15 protein-coding genes are annotated in these 17691 nt (G+C 72.7%); 7 read left to right on the forward strand and 8 right to left on the reverse strand.

Annotation, left to right across the window (positions count from 1 at the left end; all coding sequences use genetic code 11):
* Window positions 1-157: 157 nt before the first annotated feature.
* From V2J85_RS28240 to V2J85_RS28250, 3 genes are all read right to left on the reverse strand, one after another.
* Window positions 158-1015: a fumarylacetoacetate hydrolase family protein gene (locus V2J85_RS28240; protein ID WP_261951243.1), complete on the reverse strand. Its 858-nt coding sequence runs from the start codon at window positions 1013-1015 to the stop codon at window positions 158-160.
* 139 nt (window positions 1016-1154) lie between these two features.
* Window positions 1155-2177 (reverse strand): YidC/Oxa1 family membrane protein insertase, encoded by a 1023-nt coding sequence (locus tag V2J85_RS28245; protein ID WP_330823124.1) that lies wholly within the window; start codon window positions 2175-2177, stop codon window positions 1155-1157.
* Window positions 2178-2310: 133 nt separating this feature from the next.
* Entirely contained in the window at window positions 2311-2616 is a 306-nt protein-coding gene (locus tag V2J85_RS28250) for a DUF6412 domain-containing protein (RefSeq protein WP_261951241.1), read from the reverse strand.
* Window positions 2617-2788: 172 nt separating this feature from the next.
* Between V2J85_RS28250 and V2J85_RS28255 the strand changes: the two genes are divergently transcribed.
* From V2J85_RS28255 to V2J85_RS28265, 3 genes are all read left to right on the forward strand, one after another.
* Window positions 2789-4867, forward strand: a complete 2079-nt coding sequence (locus V2J85_RS28255) for an AMP-dependent synthetase/ligase (RefSeq protein ID WP_261951240.1) — start codon at window positions 2789-2791, stop codon at window positions 4865-4867.
* 235 nt (window positions 4868-5102) lie between these two features.
* On the forward strand, window positions 5103-5750 hold the full coding sequence (locus V2J85_RS28260; protein WP_261951239.1) for a DUF4142 domain-containing protein: 648 nt from the start codon (window positions 5103-5105) through the stop codon (window positions 5748-5750).
* A gap of 195 nt (window positions 5751-5945) precedes the next feature.
* The gene (locus tag V2J85_RS28265) at window positions 5946-7427 is read left to right on the forward strand and encodes a DUF1996 domain-containing protein (RefSeq protein ID WP_330823149.1); all 1482 of its coding nucleotides are present in this window, start codon (window positions 5946-5948) and stop codon (window positions 7425-7427) included.
* A gap of 106 nt (window positions 7428-7533) precedes the next feature.
* Here V2J85_RS28265 and V2J85_RS28270 read toward each other — a convergent pair whose 3' ends face one another.
* The gene (locus V2J85_RS28270) at window positions 7534-8493 is read right to left on the reverse strand and encodes an alpha/beta fold hydrolase (RefSeq protein WP_330823125.1); all 960 of its coding nucleotides are present in this window, start codon (window positions 8491-8493) and stop codon (window positions 7534-7536) included.
* 121 nt (window positions 8494-8614) lie between these two features.
* Here V2J85_RS28270 and V2J85_RS28275 point away from each other — a divergent pair, with 121 nt between their 5' ends.
* Window positions 8615-9229 (forward strand): TetR/AcrR family transcriptional regulator, encoded by a 615-nt coding sequence (locus V2J85_RS28275; protein ID WP_261951237.1) that lies wholly within the window; start codon window positions 8615-8617, stop codon window positions 9227-9229.
* A gap of 147 nt (window positions 9230-9376) precedes the next feature.
* Here V2J85_RS28275 and V2J85_RS28280 read toward each other — a convergent pair whose 3' ends face one another.
* On the reverse strand, window positions 9377-10177 hold the full coding sequence (locus tag V2J85_RS28280) for a PucR family transcriptional regulator (protein ID WP_261951236.1): 801 nt from the start codon (window positions 10175-10177) through the stop codon (window positions 9377-9379).
* A gap of 590 nt (window positions 10178-10767) precedes the next feature.
* Between V2J85_RS28280 and V2J85_RS28285 the strand changes: the two genes are divergently transcribed.
* The 3 genes from V2J85_RS28285 to V2J85_RS28295 all read left to right on the forward strand — a co-directional run bounded on the left by V2J85_RS28285 (window position 10768) and on the right by V2J85_RS28295 (window position 14188).
* The gene (locus V2J85_RS28285; RefSeq protein ID WP_261951235.1) at window positions 10768-11526 is read left to right on the forward strand and encodes a hypothetical protein; all 759 of its coding nucleotides are present in this window, start codon (window positions 10768-10770) and stop codon (window positions 11524-11526) included.
* Window positions 11523-13073: an NADH-quinone oxidoreductase subunit NuoF family protein gene (locus V2J85_RS28290; protein ID WP_261951234.1), complete on the forward strand. Its 1551-nt coding sequence runs from the start codon at window positions 11523-11525 to the stop codon at window positions 13071-13073. The genes V2J85_RS28285 and V2J85_RS28290 overlap by 4 nt, the downstream gene beginning before the upstream one ends.
* A gap of 152 nt (window positions 13074-13225) precedes the next feature.
* Window positions 13226-14188, forward strand: coding sequence for an SCO0930 family lipoprotein (locus tag V2J85_RS28295; protein WP_261951233.1), 963 nt, complete (start codon window positions 13226-13228; stop codon window positions 14186-14188).
* Here V2J85_RS28295 and V2J85_RS28300 read toward each other — a convergent pair.
* The 3 genes from V2J85_RS28300 to V2J85_RS28310 form a co-directional block, all read right to left on the reverse strand.
* Window positions 14172-15680 carry a sodium:solute symporter family protein gene (locus V2J85_RS28300; protein ID WP_330823126.1) on the reverse strand — a complete coding sequence of 503 codons (1509 nt, stop codon included), beginning with the start codon at window positions 15678-15680 and terminating at the stop codon, window positions 14172-14174. The genes V2J85_RS28295 and V2J85_RS28300 overlap by 17 nt on opposite strands.
* Window positions 15677-15895, reverse strand: a complete 219-nt coding sequence (locus V2J85_RS28305) for a DUF3311 domain-containing protein (protein WP_261951231.1) — start codon at window positions 15893-15895, stop codon at window positions 15677-15679. Before V2J85_RS28305 ends, V2J85_RS28300 begins: the two co-directional genes overlap by 4 nt.
* 394 nt (window positions 15896-16289) lie before the next feature.
* A complete protein-coding gene (locus tag V2J85_RS28310) occupies window positions 16290-17621 on the reverse strand; it encodes a DUF445 domain-containing protein (RefSeq protein ID WP_261951230.1) in 1332 nt (443 codons plus the stop codon).
* Between the last annotated feature and the right edge of the window lie 70 nt (window positions 17622-17691).

Here is a 17691-nt window from a genome sequence, read left to right on the forward strand (position 1 = left end):
GAGGGGACGGGCCGGAGGGGCCGGTTGTGTGGACGTAAAGCGTCAGCAGTCCACACAACCGGCCCCGGAGGCCCGTCACCGCACCCGACACCCACCCAGCCCGCCGCAGGCGCAACGGCGAACAACACCCGCGGCGGGACAGACGGGTACGTGGGAATCAGGCAGCCTTGAGCTGCTGCCGCTGACGCCCCAGTCCGTCGATCTCGAGCTCGACGACATCGCCCGGCCTCAGGTACGGCTTGGGTTCGGGCCGGCCCATCGCGACACCGGCCGGGGTGCCGGTGTTGATGACGTCGCCGGGGTACAGGGTCATGAACTGGCTGACGTAGCGGACCACTTCGGCCACCGGGAAGATCTGCTCCGCGGTCGTGCCGTCCTGCTTCAGGTCGCCGTTGACCCACAGCCGGATGCCGAGGGCCTGCGGGTCGGGTATCTCGTCGGCGGTCACCAGCCACGGGCCCAGCGGGTTGAACGTCTCGCAGTTCTTGCCCTTGTCCCACTGGCCGCCGCGCTCGATCTGGAAGGCGCGCTCCGAGACGTCGTGCGCCACCGCGTAACCGGCCACCGCCGCCAGCGCCTGCTCGTCGGTCTCCAGGTAGCGGGCGGTACGGCCGATGACGACCGCCAGCTCGACCTCCCAGTCGGTCTTCACGCTGCCGCGCGGCACGAGCACCGTGTCGTCCGGCCCGACGACCGTGTCCGGGGCCTTCATGAAGATGATCGGCTCCTCGGGGGTCGGGGCGCCGGTCTCGCGGGCGTGGTCGTGGTAGTTCAGCCCGATGCACACGATCTTGCCGATCCGGGCCACCGGCGGACCGGTGCGCAGCCCGGTGGCGTCCAGCGCGGGCAGGTCGCCGGCGGCCGCGGCAGCGCGGATCCGGGCGAGTTTCCCGTCGTCCGCGAGCAGCGTTCCGTCGATGTCCGGCACCAGTCCCGACAGGTCCCGCAGGACCCCTTCCTCGTCGAGCAGCGCCGGGCGTTCCGCCCCCACCGTTCCGACACGCAGCAGCTTCATCGGTTCAACTCCCGTGGTCGAAGGGTCGGCCCTGGAAGGGGTCTTCCGGGCCGGCCGATGGGGGACGGCCATCGAGCGATTTGGTCGATCCTCCGAGAACGGGGTCCAGTCCGCAAGACCCCGTTCACGGACTGGACCGTTACTGAGCGGTAGTAATGATCTGTTCGGCGTCACCCGAGCCGGCCCGGGTCCTCGCCTGAGCGTCGGCTGCCAGGGGCCGTCGCGCCGGTGCGTCGGCCCGGGTTCGCGCCTGCGCGTTGGCCCGCGCCCGGGCCGCCCGCTGCCGGGCCGCCCGGCTCTTGGGCGCGCGCTGCTGCGGTACGCGCCGAGGGGTGGGGGTGGCGACGGGAGGCGTACCGTTCACAGGTGCGTCCGCCGGCTTCTTCGCAGGGGCCGGGTCCCCCGCCTCGGCGGCCGGGGCCTCACCTTGGCGCTGCTTCCGCTGCGTGCTCCCGTCGTCCCCCTTGTTCCGCTGCAGCAGCGCCCGTTCGCAGGCCGTCCAGGTCGTGGTCGTCACCATGTACAGACCGGCGGCCAGCGGGACCACCGCCACCGTGATCAGCGTGCCGTAGGACAGCAGCGGCATCAGCTTCGCCATCGAGGCCATGCCGGGCAGCGAGCGGTCCGGCGCCGGTGCCTCGGCCCGGGTGGCGCGGGCGCGCCGGTAGTTCCAGGTGGCGACCGCCGTGACCAGTACGAACAGCGCGAGGTAGACCAGGCCCTGCGGGCCGAAGGGGCCGCCGCCCGCCAGGGCCCCGCTCCACCGGCCGCCGAGCGGTGCGCCCAGCAGGGTGTGGTCGAGCAGACCGCTGCCCCCGGTGGAGAAGAGGTGGTACATCACGAAGAACACGGGCAGTTGGAGCAGCGTCGGCAGGCAGCCGGCCAGCGGCGAGGCGCCGGTCCTGGCGTAGAGGTCGGCCATCGCCTTCTGCAGCCGCTCGGGGTCGTTCTTGTGCTTGCGCTGGAGTGCCGCGAGTTGCGGGGCGAGGGCCGCGCGGGCCTTCTCGCCGCGGGCCGCGGCGCGGGCGAGCGGATGCAGCGCGGCGCGTACCGCGAGGGTGAACAGGACGATGGTGACGGCCACGGCCGCACCGCCGAAGAGCGGTTCGAGGACTGCGGCGCCGCGCCCGAGCGCATCGCCGAGGAAGCCGAACATGGACATGGGTGAGCCCTCCACGGGTCTCGTCGTGCCGGGAGACAGGAATGCGGCGTGACGAGCTGCGTGGACGCGAGAAAGGGAAACGGGAGCCCGGGATACGGGAATTCCGTCAGGAATGCGGGCTGTGCCCGTGCGTCTACGCGGCCGTCGGGAGGGAACGGCCCGGTGCTCGGGGGCGCGGCCGGCCGGCCGCGTCGGGGTCGCGTTGCGGCAGGAACGCCGTACGCCGCTCACGGTCGCGGATCGCCGTACGGATCCGCCCCGGTGGCACCGGCTGCGCGCAGGACGCGATCAGGAAGGCGCTGCACAGCAGCAGCAGCGCCGCGGTGGTCGCGGCCGCGGTCAGCGCCGTCGTCAGGCCCGTCTGGGCGAGGAGGAGGCCGGCGAGGAGGAAGAGGATCGCGGAGGTGTACAGACGCCATGCATCGACGAGGCGGTACATGCTGCGCCCCCTTCCGCCTACCCGCTTACCAGGACTTGTCGTCTTCCGCTCAAGAGTAGCCGTAGACCTGGGCAGCCGGGACACCTGTGGGTAACTTGCCCTCCCTGCCGTCGGGACGGCGGTGGACCGGGAGGGGGGACCGGGGACCAAGGGGGAACACCTAGGAGGTGCTGTGCGCGACATCAGCGTTCCGGCCCTGGCGGCTCCGCTGCGGACCGGCGGTCTCGCCGACTCCGTCTTCGACACCGCCGCACACCAGCCGGACTTCGCCCAGCTGGCGCGGCGCGACGACCGGGCGCCGGACGGCTGGCAGGAGGTGACCGCCCGGGAATTCCGCGACGAGGTGATGGCCCTGGCCAGGGGGCTGTTGGCGGACGGGATCCGGCCCGGCGCGCGGGTCGCGCTGATGTCCCGGACCCGTTACGAGTGGACGCTGTTCAGCTATGCGCTGTGGGCGATCGGCGGGGAGTTGGTGCCGGTCTACCCGACCGCGTCGGCCGAGCAGCTGCGCTGCATCCTCAACGGGGCGGACGTCACGGCGATCGTCGTCGAGCACGAGGCGCACGCCATGACCGTGGCGGAGGCGTGCGACGCGCGCTCCCGGCTGCGCCGGCTGTGGCAGCTGGACCTGGACTGCGTGCAGCGGCTGATGGAGGAGGGCACCCGGCTGACCGAGGCCGATGTGCACCGGCTGCGGCACGCCGTCACGCCCGGTTCGACCGCGGCGATCGTGCACACCTCGGGCACCACCGGGCGCCCGCGCGGCTGCGTCATCACGCACGCCAATCTCGCCGCCGAGTGCGACACCCTCTACGCGGGCTGGGGCGGACTCCTGGCCCCGCCCGGCGAACGCCCGTCGCTGCTGGCGTTCCTGCCGTTCGCGCACGTCTACGGGCTCGTGGTGCAGGTCGCGTGCCTGCGCGGCGGGGTCAAGCTCGCCCATCAGCCCGACCCGACCTCGGAGGAGCTGCTGCCCGCCCTGGCGTCGTTCCGGCCGACGTTCCTGTTCGCGGTGCCGCACGTCTTCGAGAAGATCTGCGCCCGTGCCCGGCTCGCCGCCGAACGGGCCGGCCGACGGCGGACGTTCGACGCGGCGATGACGGTCGCGGTGCGCTACGCCGAGGCGCAGGCCGCGGAGGCCCGCGGCACCGGGCGCGGCCCCGACCCCTTCCTGCGGGCCCGGCACGCGCTCTACGAGCGGCTGGTGTACTCCCGCATCCGGGACCTGCTGGGCGGCCGGGTGCGGACCGCGGTGTCCGGCGGTTCGCCGCTGCTGCGGGAGCTGGGACTGCTCTTCGCCGGCATCGGCATCACCGTCTACGACGGCTACGGCCTGACGGAGACCAGCGGTGCGATCACCGCCCAGCCGCCGGGCCGGGTCCGCTTCGGGACGGTGGGCCTGCCGCTGCCCGGCAGCGCGATCCATCTGGCGCTGGACGGCGAGGTGTGGGTGCGCGGGCCGGTGGTGTTCGCGGGCTATCTGGACGACGAGGAGGACGACGGGGGCGGGGTCGGCGCCCAGGCCGCCGGTGCCGGGGCCGTACCGGGCGGCCGGCACCGGCGCGGCGCGGGCAACGGCCCCTCCCCCGGCACCGGCCACGGACCCCGCGCCGGCCACGGCCCCGGCGGCGGCCACGGTCCCCGCACCGGCACCGCTCCCGCCAGCGGGCTGTACGACGGCTGGCTGCCGACCGGCGACCTCGGGCACCTGGACGACGACGGCTATCTGGTCATCACCGGCCGCAAGAAGGACATCATCATCACCAGCAACGGCAAGAGCGTCGCCCCGCTGGGGCTGGAGCAGCGGCTGTGTGCCCATCCGCTGATCTCGCAGTGCGTGGTCGTCGGCGACAACCGGCCGTACGTGACGGCGCTGATCACCCTCGATCCGGAGGCACTGGCGCAGTGGCGGAAGCTGCGCGGCGAGCCGGAGGAGGGCGGTACGGGCGGCAGCGGTGCGGACTCGGGGCCGTCGCCGGAGGAGCAGTTGCAGGCGGAGGTCCGGCGGGCCGTGGCGCGCGCCAACGCCTCGGTGTCCCGCGCCGAGTCGATCCGCGCCTTCCGCATCCTGCCGGGCGAGTTCAGCCAGCAGTCCGGCCTGGTGACGCCGTCGATGAAGCTGCGCCGGGCGGCGATCGTACGGGCCTACGCGGCGGAGATCGACGCCCTGTACGCGCAGGGCGAGCGCCAGGCGCCGGAGACCCGCAAGGAACGCCGCCGGTGGGCGGCGGCGGGCCTGTACGCACGCTGAACGGCGCGGCCCCCGGCGGTGGGCCAGGGGCACGGCCCCGCCCGCACGCCGGGCACACGCCTGCCCGCCCGCGCACCGTCCCGGCCGGGCCCGCCCGCGGCACCGTAGCAGTGTCGCGGCGGGCCCGGCCGTAATTTGTCCAGGGGTGAGAACCCGCGTCCACGGACCCGGTGCGCGGCCTAGCGTCCGGTGGCATTCCAGTCCATTCCCGTAGGGACGAACCGGGAGGCGCTCCGTGCGGTCGATCCTCAGCAATTCCGCAGCATCCGGGCGGTCCATCGCCACGGGACTGGTGGTCGCCGCGCTGGTGGCCACGCTCGCGGCGCTGCTGCTGCCCGTACAGCTCTTCGGGGAGAGCGCGTCGGCGGCGACGAACACGGTCTCGTACGACGACGACGGTGGCGGGACGGTCAACACCCGTTACGGCCCGCTGACCGCCATGGACCGGGACTTCGTGCGCAAGGTCAGGCTGGCCGGGCTGTGGGAGATGCCCGCGGGCCGGCAGGCCCAGGAGCGCGGCAAGACGGCGGCGGTGCGTACCGCGGGCGACCACCTCGTGGCCGGGCACACCGAGCTGGACCGGCGGTCGGTGGAGGCCGGGCGGGCGCTGGGCATCCCGCTGCCCAACCAGCCCACCGCCGAACAGCAGGGCTGGCTCGGGCAGTTGAACTCCGCCTCGGACGCCGAGTACCCGGGCCTCTTCGCCGAGCTGCTGCGCCGGTCGCACGGCAAGGTCTTCGGGCTGATCGCGATGGTCCGCGACCAGACCCGCAACACGATGGTGCGCTCCCTGGCGAACAAGGCCAACTCCACCGTGCTGGACCACATCACGGTCCTGGAGAACACCGGCAAGGTCGACTTCAACACCCTGCACAGCAGCTGAGCCGTCCAGCGGCGGGCCGTTCCCGGCCGCGGCGGACGGCAGCCGGGGCGCACGCCGACCGGCCGACCCCGCAAGGCGCATTCACCCCACCCCTCACACCGGACGAAGCGAAGTGATCTCATGACGCAACGGCAAGGGCACCGCCCACGGCAGCAGCGGCAGCAGTCCCACAAACGCTCCCGCCTGACGAACAGAATGCTGGTCGCCGCGGCCGCGCTCCTGCTGGGCGGCGGCGGCCTCGCAGCGGTCGCGACCACGGCGCTGGCCGGCGGCTCCGACTCGGAGCCGGCAGCCGGCCACCAGCACACCGTCCTGGCCAGCACGATCTCCTGTCCGGACGTGGGGATACGGCTCCGCCAGGTCCCGCACAGCGCCCAGCTCCAGGTCTCCAAGGGCCTGGCCACGCTCGACCGGCAGGTGCACGACGCCTACCACCGGATGATGGAGGGCAGCGGCAGCACCGTCCTGACCCAGCTCAAGCAGCAGCGGCAGCGGACCATCAACACGATGATCACCGCGATCGCCCGGGACGCCAAACGGCCGTCGTACCTGTGGAAGATGAGCGGCTGCACCATGAAGCCCGCCGACGAGGGGGCGGGCACCGGCGGCCACGACTCGACGAAGTCCACCCAGGACGGCTGGTACCAGGGCCAGCAGCCCCCGCAGCCCCAGGACGGCGGCCAGCAGCAGAGCCAGCAGCCGGGGCAGGACGGCGGCCAGCAGCAGGGCCAGCAACCCGGTCAGGACGGTGGCCAGCAGCAGGGCCAGAACGGTGACCAGCAGGGCCGGCCCGGCGGGCCCTCCCCCGACGACTTCGTCGACATCACCGCCGTGCAGCCGAACGCCGGGGACCCGCCGTTCGCCGCGCCCCAGGGCGGCAACGCCACGACCGGCACCTTCACCACCGAGTGCGGCCGCAACGAGGAGGGCCACTTCAACCCCGACAACGTCATCGTCACGCCGGGCGTCAGCAACGGCGCCCACCACACCCACGACTACGTCGGCAACAAGACCACCGACGCCTTCTCCACCAACGACTCCCTCGCCGCCTCCGACACCACCTGCACCAACGGCGACCAGTCCACCTACTACTGGCCGGTGCTGCGCAAGCTCGACGGGAACGCCGAGCAGAAGCCGGGAGCCGCCCAGGACGCCAACGTCGGCTCGGTGCTGACCCCGGCCACGGTGACCCTCACCTACCGCGGCAGCCAGGCCGGCCAGGTCCAGGCCATGCCCCGCTTCCTGCGCATCATCACCGGCGACGCGAAGGCGTTCACCAACGGCACGAAGAACGCCAACGCCTCCTGGTCCTGCACCGGTTTCGAGGACCGCCAGCTCAAGGACAAGTACCCGCTCTGCCCCAACGGCTCGCAGGTCGTCCGCACCTTCGCGTTCCAGAACTGCTGGGACGGTCAGAACATCGACAGCGGCAACCACCGCGACCACGTGGCGTTCTCCGACCGGAACGGCAACTGCCCCAACAACTTCCGGGCGATCCCGCAGCTGGTCGAGCGGATCACCTACGACGTCCCGCAGGGCGCCAGCTTCGCCGTCGACAGCTTCCCCGAGCAGCTGCACAAACCCGTCACCGACCACGGCGACTTCATCAACGTGCTCTCGGACGACTTGATGAACAAGGCGGTCTCCTGCATCAACAGCGGCCGCAAGTGCCAATGATCCAGTGATGCGCCAGGGCCCCGGGGCGGCTGTCCGCCCCGGGGCCCTCGCACGCGGACCGGCCGCCCTCGGGGCCGGAACCGCGGTCATCGGTGCGTGGGGTCATTCACCCCGCACGGCCGGACGGCACGTTCCGCTGGTCGTCCGCCCGGTCCACGGAGTCCATGAACGCCAGCATCCGCTCGTTGACCAGGTCCGCGTGATCGATCTGCGGCCCGTGCCCGGTCGCGGAGACGATCTCGGCGCGGGCCCCGGGAATCACCCGCGGCACCCGCTCGACCTGCCGCTTCGGGTGCAGCAGCAGGCTCCGCTTGCCGAGCACCAGGTACAGCGGGGTGCGGATGGTGCGGAGTTCGTCCTCGGACAGCGGCAGCGGGGCCGGGCGGCGGATGCGGAAGGCACGGACGCCCGCCCGGATCATCGTGCGCAGTTCCGGCACGATGAGCACCGGCTGCTCCAGCCACTTCGCCAGCATGGGACGCAACGACCGCGGCGCGGAGGTCGCGAAGAGGCTGATGAAGATCCAGACGAAGAAGCGCAGTCCCACCTTCTCCAGGCCGCCCGGGTCCAGCGGCGTGACCGAGGCGAGCCGGCCGGGCGCGCGGTGCGCCTGGTTCAGGACCAGCCATCCGCCGTACGAGGATCCGACCAGGTGCACCCGGTCCAGGCCGATCGCGGCCAGCGTCTCGTCCAGCCACCGCGCGGCGTCCTCGGGCCGGTGCAGGGGTTCGCGGTGCACACTGCGGCCGGCGTCGCCCGGGGTGTCGATCGCGTAGACCGTCCGCTCGGCGCTGAGCGCGGGGGTGTTCGGGTACCACATCGCGGAGCAGCTGCCCGATCCGTGCACCAGGACGACGGGCGTGCGCCGCGCCGCGGCGGGGTCCGCCGGGCCGTACCGGTAGACGTGCGTGGTGCCGTACCCGGTCTCCACGTCGAACTCTTCACGGATGGGCGCGCCGAGGGCGTAGACCGCATCACAGGCCGCGAAGTAGCGGTCGCGCAGGGTGTCGTTCACATAGCGGCCGACATCGGCCCGGCTACGGGTCGTGGACGGGGACACGGTCACCTCCAGGGGCGTCTGATTTTCGTGATACGACCGTACCACGTTGTTGGTACGGCGGTATCATCAAAATCGATCCCCGGGTTTCCCGCCCGGTCACGGAACCCACGAGCGGAGACAACGCCCCATGCCCAAGCGCGTGGACCACGCAGAACGGCGCACCCAGATCGCCGAGGCCCTCGTCCGGGTCGCCGGGCGGCGCGGCCTGCACGCCGTCGGCATGCGGGACGTGGCCGCGGAGGCCGGCGTCTCCCTGCGGCTGGTGCAGTACTACTTCGAGACCAAGGAGAAGCTGCTGCTGTACGGACTGGAGCACCTGGCCGCCCGCTTCGGCGAACGCGTCGCCGCCCGGGCCGGCTCCGCCGGCGCCGCCGCCGGCCCGCGCGCCACCGCGGAATCCCTGCTCCTGGCGTCCCTCCCCACCGACGAGGAGAGCCGCACCTTCCACCTCGTCTACACCTCGTACGCGGTGCTGTCCGTGACCGAACCGGCCCTCGCCGCCCAGCCGTTCCTCCAGCGGCCCGGCGCCGCCGAGGACGCCCTGACCGACCTGCTCCGCCAGGCGCAGGCCGCCGGCCTCACCCGCCCCGGCCTGGACGCCCGCACCGAAGCGATCACCCTCCTCGCCCTCGCCGCCGGCCTCGGCACCAGCATCCTGGTGGGCCACCGCACCCCCGACGCGGCCACCACGGTCCTCCGGCACCAACTGGACCGGGCCTTCGAGAGGGAGGGCCGGGACTGACAGCGGCGGCGCTTCCCGGGCGGTCGGCACGGTCCGGGAAACACTGCGGCCCCGCCCCGGATACCGGGACGGGGCCGCACGCGAACGGCGGACAGCCGTCGTCAGATCAGCGGACGCACCAGGCGGCTCCGCTCAAAACCCGTGCGCTCACAACCCGTTGACCCGGGCCTCCCGGGCCATGCCGAGTGGTCGTATCGAGGAGGCGACGGCGCGGGCGCGGCGGCCGGCGCGGGCACGGTAGGAACGGACGTGGGCCATCAGGCGGCGGCTGCGGAGGGCCATTTCGAGTTCGAAGCGGGTGCGGGGGTCACGGAGGACCGGGCCGAAGAGCTTCTCGATCTGGCGGAGGCGGTAGCGGACCGTCTGCGGGTGGACATGCAGGAGTTTCGCCGCCTCCGGGGCGCCGCCGCCCTCCAGCCAGGCGAGCAGGGTGACTTCCAGGCGTTCGCTCTGGCGGGGGGTCAGTTCCTCCAGCGGGCCGAGCCAGCGGGAGGTGAGGGCGTCGGCGAGGGACTCGTCCTGGAGGAGGAGCAGGGCGGAGAGGTGGTCGTCGACGAAGGCGGGGCGGGCCTCCGGGCCGACCCGGCCGGGGCCCAGCGTGAGGAGGTAGCGGGCCCAGCGCAGCGAGGAGGCGGTGTCGGTCGCCGGTACGGCGTGGCCGACCGCGGCGGCGCGGCCCTTGAGGGCGGCCTCCAGCCGGGCCCGGGTCTGGGTGGCCGGGTCGGGCACGAAGAGACAGGTGTAGCCGTCGACGGTGCCGATGAGCGCGTGGCCCAGTGCGGCGGCGAGTTGCGGCGCTTCGGCGGGGGTGGCGAGGACGACGGCCTGGAGGGTGTCCGGGACCGGCCAGCCGGCCGCGCGGGCCAGGTCGCCCAGCCCCTCCTCGGGGGTCTCCCGTTGGCCGGCGAGCACCTCGAACAGGTCCTGGCGGGCCCGGGCCACCGGCATCGGCGTGACAACCGACGTCAGGGCCGGACGTTTACTTTCCGACTCTTTTTGGTAACCCAGAACTGTCAGCAGCGCCTGTTCCAGGGCCCATTGAGCCTCTTCTACAGGGGTATCGCCGAGAAGTGCCGCCAATGCGGGAAATCCGCGTTGCAACTCCGCGACGACCTCCTCGGCGAGGCCCGGGAGTGCATTTCTCACTACCCGGGTCCACTCGCCTCGGGGTCGCGACCAGATGCGGTTCAGGAGATCACACATCAGCTACCTCGATCCTGGCGGGGATGGGGGGTTGGACTGGGGAAGGGCGCCCCCGTGCGCCTGACTGGGCATCATCCGGAGTCCCCCGGCGCGATCGCGACGCCGCTGCAGGAATTTGTCACAGCGCGATAAACCTTACGAAAGCCTGAACGCGCTCGTAGATGCTTTTGCACATCCGGTTTAACGGCCCTGTGTATCCACCCGGTTACGGAATGTTTAGTGTTACCGGGGGTCACCCGCACAAAAGCCCCGCAATAGCTTCGGGCAAATACCCCGCCGACGGAATTTCACCGGAATTCGCGTCCCGCACCCGTGCCCCGACACCGGGAGGTCCGATGTCCGCACCGCGTTTGCAGACCCGTCAGAGCCGCCGCGCCTCACACCGCGCCCGGCCCTCGCCGGACCGCATGCGCGCCCGGCGGCCCCCGAAAGAACCCGGGCCGCCGGGCCGCCGTACGCCCGGCGGCCCCGCGCCGACCGCCCTGCTGCGCCCGGCACTTCCGGCCGCGCTGCTGCTCTTCATCGCCGTCACCCTGCACTCCGGCGCGATGGACACCCTGATGCGCTTCCTGGACTTCGGCGCGGGGGTCCTCGCGCTGGTCTCGCTGTCGGTGACGGTCCTCTGGGGCCTCGCGGCCACCGACCGCATGGTGCTGCAGACCGGCCACCGGCTGCTCGCCCAGGCCGTGCACCGCGGCACCGGCGTCGCCGGACTCGGCTTCCTCGGCCTGCACATCTGGGTCAAGATCGCCGAGGGCCACACCACAGGGGTGTCCGCCGCGGTGCCCTTCACCGACGGCGCCCGCCCGGGGCTCATCGGCCTGGGCACGCTCGCCGCCTACGTGTTCATCGCCGTCGCGGTGACCGGCGCGGTGCGCGGTGCCTTCACCGGCATCGCGGCCTCCCGCTGGTGGCGGGCGCTGCACATGAGCGCGTACCTGGCGTGGGGGCTGGCGCTGGTGCACGGCCTGAAGTCGGGCCGTGCCGCGGCCGGCTGGGCGCTGGCCGGATACGCCATCTGTCTCGCCGCGGTGGCCGTACGGCTGGCCCTGCGGCTGCGCGATGCCCGCACGAACTCAGGAGAACTCCCATGACCGCCCCCGCCCCCACCCGTCTGCTGCCGGCGCTGCCCGCGTCGGAGCCCGTACCGACGCTGGCGTCGTTCGGCCCGCCGCGGCTGCTGGCCGGGCTCGACGAGATGCCGCGCATGGACCGGGTGGCGCATCTGGCCCGGCACGGCAGCCTGCCGCAGCTCACCGCGCCGGAACTGGTCGCGCTCGCCGAGGACATCGACCTGCGCGGCCGCGGCGGCGCCGGCTTCCCGTTCGCCCGCAAGGTGTCCGCGGTGCTGGACGGGATGCGGCGCGCCGAGGGCAAGGCCGCGGTAGTCGTCAACGGCAGCGAGGGCGAGCCCAGTTGCCTCAAGGACACCGCGCTGCTGCTGCACGCCCCGCATCTGGTGCTGGACGGCGCGCTGCTGGCCGCCGACGCGCTCGGCGCCCAGGAGGTCGCCCTGGGGGTGACCCGCACGGACGTGGAGGACTCGGTGCGGCGGGCGATCGCCGAACGGGGCCCGGTGCGGCCGGCCTTACGGGTCACCCTGCTGACCGAGCGGTTCGTCACCGGCGAGGGCAGCGCGATGACCAACGGGCTGGGCGGCGGCCCCGGACTGCCCTCCGGCCGCAAGATCCGCTCCAGCGAGCGCGGGCTGAACGGGGTGCCGACGCTGCTGTCGAACACCGAGACCTACGCCCAGCTCGCCGTGGCGGCCCGGCTCGGCGCCCTCGGCTACCGGACCGCGGGCCTGCCCACCGAGCCGGGCACCCTGCTGCTGACCGTCGCCGGCAACCGGGTGGTGGAGGTCCCCTACGGCGTGCCGCTGGCCCGGGTCCTGGCGCTGTGCGGGATGGACCAGGGGCAGGGCGTGCTGATCGGCGGCTACCACGGCACGTTCGTCTCCCCCACGGACGCGCTCACCGTGACGCTGTCCCGGGACTCGCTGGCCGAGTGCGGCGCCGTACTGGGCGCGGGCGCGGTGCTGCCGCTGCCGTACGACACCTGTCCGGCCGGGGAGACGGTACGGGTCGCGCAGTGGATGGCCGCCGAGTCCGCCGGGCAGTGCGGTCCGTGCGTCCTGGGCCTGCCGGCCCTCGCCGACCAGCTCGACCTGGCCGTACGGGGCGGCGGCGAGGCCGCCCTGGAAGCCGTGCAGGGCCGCATGCGAGCGGTCGAGAAGCGCGGCGCATGCAGCCACCCGGACGGCACCGCGCGGTTCGTGGCCTCGGCCCTCGCCGCCTTCCCCGAGGAGTTCGAGCGCCATGCGCGGGGGTTCGGGTGCGGCCGCCCGGTGACCGGAGCGCTGCCGGTCACCGGGCACCGGCCGGCGCCCGCCGCGCTGCCCGCGCCGGTGCCCGCCCCGGCCAAGCCCGCCGCCCCGCCGCAGGAACGGCTGCTGGTCGACTGGACGCTGTGCCGCGGCCACGGCCTGTGCGCGGACGTCGTGCCGGGCGTCATCAAGCTCGGCCCGGACGGCTACCCGGAGCGGGCCAGCATGCCGCTGCCGGCCCGGATGCGGCGCCGGGCACAGCTCGCGGTACGCCGCTGCCCGGCCCTCGCCCTGCGCGTCCAGGGCGGCAACTGACCGCTCGGGCACGGTTTTTGGCCGACGGAGAAAAACTTCGCGCGGCTTGAACGCCGGACGCCCCGCAGGCCGTATCCCCGGGCGACGGCAACCGACCGGCAAGCAACGCACCACCTCACCCATCGACTTCGCCCAACGGCATTGGAGACACAATGATCACTCGACGTCGTGCGGGACTCGCGGCCGCCGCGGTCGCCACCCTGGCGCTCACCGCCGCCTGCGGCAGCAGCGACAACCAGAGCGCCGGAACGACCACCACCGACAACGTCCAGCCCGCCGGCCAGGGCACCAACGCCTACGGCTACGGCTCCTCCGGCTCCGGACAGGGCACCGACGGATACGGCGGGCAGGCGGGCGGGGACAGCGGCAAGTCCGCGGCGACCGGGCCCAGCGCCGGGACGCTGGCGCTGCACCAGGACGCCAAGCTCGGCCCGATCGTCACCGACTCCAAGGGCATGACGCTCTACCGCTTCGACAAGGACACCGCCGAGCCGCCGAAGTCCAACTGCTCCGGCTCCTGCGCCACCGCCTGGCCCCCGGTGCCGGCCGACGGCTCCTCGGCCCCCGCGGGCATCGCCAAGAGCGCACTGGGCTCGGTCACCCGCGCCGACGGCACCAAACAGCTGACCATCGGCGGCTGGCCCGCCTACCGCTACGCCAAGGACACCAAGGCCGGCGACACCAAGGGCCAGGGCGTCGGCGGCACCTGGAACGCGCTGACCGCCGAGGGCAAGAAGGCGGTCGACCAGGAGCCCACGGACGTCTCGGTGCTCAACCAGCCCGAGCTCGGCCAGATCCTCGTCGACGGCAACGGCATGACCCTCTACCGCTTCAACAAGGACAGCGCCTGGCCGATGAAGTTCGGCTGCAACGACGCCTGCCTGGACACCTGGAAGCCCGCCAAACCCGCCGACCGCTCCAAGCTGAAGGGCATCGCCCCCAAGCTCATCTCCACCGTCACCCGCCCCGACGGCATCCGCCAGCTGGCCGTCGACTGCTGGCCCGTCTACACCTTCACCGGCGACAAGCAGCCCGGCGACATCAACGGCCAGGGCAAGATGGGCCTGTGGTTCGCGGTCTCCAAGGACGGCAAGAAGCTCACGACGACGCCCTGACCGGTTCGGCCTCCCCCTCCGGGAACTCGTCGTCCACCGCCAGCACCTCGGCGTCCGGCCGGTCGTCCGCCTCCCGCGGCCCGAGCCAGGTGACCGCCAGCGCCACGGCCAGATTCACCGCGAGCCCGACGAGCCCCGCGTTCATCCCCCACACCGGGTCGTGTCCCCCGAAGACCAGGACACAGACCAGAGCGAACCCCGCCACCAGGCCGCTCACCGCGGCGAGCCACGTCAGCCGCCGCCACACCAGCCCCAGCAGCAACATCGGCACGAGCTGCGCCATGCCCTCGTACGAGATCAGCGACAGCCGGACCAGGGTGTTCGGGGCGGTGTACGTCAGCACCAGGGCCAGCGCACCGGCCGCCACCACGACCACCTGCGACCACAGCTTCTGCCGGGTCGCCAGGCGCGGTACCGCACCCAGCACGCTCCTCCCCCACATCGTGCCGATGACCAGCATGAACACGGCCATCGGCACGATGGAGGAGAGCGCCGCGGCCACCCCGATCAGGCCCACGGCCCAGGCCGGAAGGGAGTCCACCACCAGCTTGAACAACGCGAGATTGGAATCCGCGCCGGTCAGCCCCGGCACCACGAACAGCGCCGCCAGCCCCAGCAGCATCGGCACGAACAACAGCACGTTGTAGAACGGCAGATACATCGCGTTGCGGCGCAGCGCCTCGGCGTTGCGGGCACCGAGGTAGCCCGCCACGGTCGTCGGGAAGATCACGACGGTGAGGGAGTTGACGACGGTGGTGGTGACGAACCAGACCTGCCCCAGCCCGCCCGAGCCGTGCCCCGGGAACGTCAGCCACTGCGCCTTCTCGGCGGTGACCCGGTGCAGGAACTCCCCGTAACCGGCGAAGTAGTGCAGCGGCACGTACACCACGAGGAAGCCGAGGGTGGCGATGACGAGGACGTCCTTGAGCACCGACACCCAGGCGCTGCCGCGCAGCCCGCTGACCACGACGAACCCGCAGGTCACCGCGAACCCCAGGAAATACGCCCAGTTGAGGCTGATCGTCCCGTACGAGATGGTCGAGACGACCACGCCCATGCCGGTGATCTGCAGCTGGATGTACGGCAGCAGGCACACCGTCGCCAGGACCGCGACCGCGGCGCCCAGCCAGGGCCGGCGGTAGCGGTGGGCGACGATGTCGGTGATCCCGACGAGGCCGTGCCGGCGGGCGTAGGCCCACAGCATCGGCCCGACGACGTACCCGAGTGCGTAGCCGCAGGACATGTACGCCACCACATAGAGCACCGGCGCACCGAAGTTGTAGCCCCAGCCGGCCGCGCCGAGGTAGCTGAAGCTGGTGTAGCTCTCGCCGGCCATCAGCACCCAGATGAAGACGGTGCCGAGACTGCGGCCGCCCACGGACCACTCGGCGAGCCCGCCGCCGGAGCCCCGGCCCCGGACGGCCAGCAGCCCGAGCACGACGGTGACGACCATGAACCCGCCGAACAGGGCGGTGGAGACGGTCGCGTTCACGCCCCCTCACCGCCCCGGCCCCGCGCCCGGTCACCGCGCCGCGCCAGCCACACGGCCAGCGGGGTGGCGAGCGTCGCCACCAGCATCCAGAAGAACAGGAACGGCAGCCCCAACACGGTCGGCGCCACACGGTTCGCCGCCGGCAGCACCGCGAGGAAGAGGACGTAGGGCAGCAGCAGCCATGTCAGCGCCGGGTGGCGCGGTCTCTGTTTCACGGGGTGAGGGTAGGGCCTCACGTACTTGGCCGTCCCGCCGCGGGTCGTCTCGCCGTTGCGCCTGCGGCGGGCTGGGTGGTTTGTGGGTGCGGTGACGGGCCTCCGGGGCCGGTTGTGTGGACTGCTGACGCTTTACGTCCACACAACCGGCCCCTCCGGCCCGTCCCCTCCCGTGAGAGGAGAAGTGAAGGACGGTGGGGGTGCAGGTAATGCCTGCGTGCGCGCAGGCAACGGATTACGCACGCCCCCAACCAGCTGAGAAACTCCCACTCACGGGAGGGGCTGGACCGGAGGACGAAGTCCGGAGGGCCGGCACCGCACCCGACACACAAACGCCCGCCGCCAGGCGCAACGGCGAGACGACCCGCGGCGGGACAGACGGCTACGTGGGAAGTCAGCCAAACACATGTGAAACGGTGTAAATGGCCAGGCCCGCCAGCGCTCCCACCACCGTGCCGTTGATGCGGATGAATTGGAGGTCGCGGCCGATGTGGGCCTCGATCTTGCGGGACGTGTGGGTGGCGTCCCAGCCGGCCACCGTGTCGGTGATCAGGGACGTGATCTCGTGCTGGTACGTCGTCACGACGTAGACCGCCGCGCCCTCCAGCCAGCCGTCCACCTTGGCCTGCAGCCGCTCCTCGTCGGACAGCCGGCGGCCCAGGGAGAGCAGTGCGGCCCGTACCCGGAGGCGGAGTTCGCTGTGTTCGTCCTCCGCGGCGGCGACGATCATCTCGCGGACCGCGGCCCAGGCGGAGGCGATCAGGTCCTGGACCTCGCCGCGGCCGAGGACCTCGGACTTCAGGTGCTCGACCCGGCTCCTGGTGTCCGGATCGGTCTGCAGGTCGTCCGCGAAGTCCCGCAGGAAGCGGTCGATGGCGGCGCGGGCGGGGTGCTCGGGCATGTCCCGCATCTCGGTGACGAAGCGCAGCAGTTCCTTGTAGACCCGGTCACCCACCTTGCGGTCGACGAACCGGGGCGTCCATCCGGGGGCGCCGCCGGAGACCGCCGCCATGACGGAGTCGCCGTGTTCGACGAGCCAGTCGTGGGCGCGGGCGACGACGAGGTCCACCACCCGCCGGTGGCCGCCCTCGGCGACGACCTTCTCCAGCATGGTGCCGAGGCCGGGCGCGATCTCCTGGGCGTCGGCGCGGCGGGTGATCGCCTCGCCGACCACCGCCTGGACATCGGAGTCGCGCAGTACGGTCAGCGCGCCGCGCAGCGCGGTGGAGAGTTCGGCGGTGACCCGGTCCGCGTTCCGCGGCTCGGCGAGCCAGCCGCCGAGGCGGCGGCCGATGCCCACGGACCGCAGCCGGCGGCGGACGACCTCGGCGGAGAGAAAGTTCTCACCGACGAAATCCCCCAGGCTCTGTCCGAGTTGGTCCTTTTTCGTGGGGATGATGGCGGTGTGCGGGATCGGTAGTCCCATGGGCCGTTTGAACAGTGCGGTGACCGCGAACCAGTCGGCCAGCGCACCGACCATGCCGGCCTCCGCGGCCGCCGCGACGAACCCGGTCCAGCCGCCCGCACCCGCGCGGCCGGCCCACGTCGCCAGGGCGTAGACCAGCGCGACGGCCAGCAGCAGACCGGTGGCCAGCGCCTTCATCCGGCGTACGGCGTGCCGCCGCTCCTCGTCGGCGGCACCGTAGACGAAGCCGCCGGCCGGCGCCACCGGGCCGCGCGGCGCCGCGTCCCCCGCCGACGCCCTGTCCGTTCTCGTGCGTTCCATCCGCTTCACCGCTCCCGCCGTGCCCCCCACCACTCCCACGGCCTATGCTGCGCCGCGGGTCCGGCCACCG

Origin of the sequence: Streptomyces bugieae (genome assembly GCF_036352915.1) — a bacterium.
Taxonomy (GTDB): Bacteria; Actinomycetota; Actinomycetes; order Streptomycetales; family Streptomycetaceae; genus Streptomyces; species Streptomyces endophytica.

What these genes read in the sequence shown, in the direction of transcription:
- V2J85_RS28285 (WP_261951235.1), top strand. Translation starts at nt 10,768, where the DNA reads ATGTCCGCACCGCGTTTGCAGACCCGTCAGAGCCGCCGCGCCTCACAC.
- V2J85_RS28290 (WP_261951234.1), top strand. Translation starts at nt 11,523, where the DNA reads ATGACCGCCCCCGCCCCCACCCGTCTGCTGCCGGCGCTGCCCGCGTCG.
- V2J85_RS28245 (WP_330823124.1), bottom strand. Translation starts at nt 2,177, where the DNA reads ATGTCCATGTTCGGCTTCCTCGGCGATGCGCTCGGGCGCGGCGCCGCA.
- V2J85_RS28240 (WP_261951243.1), bottom strand. Translation starts at nt 1,015, where the DNA reads ATGAAGCTGCTGCGTGTCGGAACGGTGGGGGCGGAACGCCCGGCGCTG.
- V2J85_RS28265 (WP_330823149.1), top strand. Translation starts at nt 5,946, where the DNA reads ATGCTGGTCGCCGCGGCCGCGCTCCTGCTGGGCGGCGGCGGCCTCGCA.
- V2J85_RS28250 (WP_261951241.1), bottom strand. Translation starts at nt 2,616, where the DNA reads ATGTACCGCCTCGTCGATGCATGGCGTCTGTACACCTCCGCGATCCTC.
- V2J85_RS28310 (WP_261951230.1), bottom strand. Translation starts at nt 17,621, where the DNA reads ATGGAACGCACGAGAACGGACAGGGCGTCGGCGGGGGACGCGGCGCCG.
- V2J85_RS28295 (WP_261951233.1), top strand. Translation starts at nt 13,226, where the DNA reads ATGATCACTCGACGTCGTGCGGGACTCGCGGCCGCCGCGGTCGCCACC.
- V2J85_RS28280 (WP_261951236.1), bottom strand. Translation starts at nt 10,177, where the DNA reads ATGCCGGTGGCCCGGGCCCGCCAGGACCTGTTCGAGGTGCTCGCCGGC.
- V2J85_RS28275 (WP_261951237.1), top strand. Translation starts at nt 8,615, where the DNA reads ATGCCCAAGCGCGTGGACCACGCAGAACGGCGCACCCAGATCGCCGAG.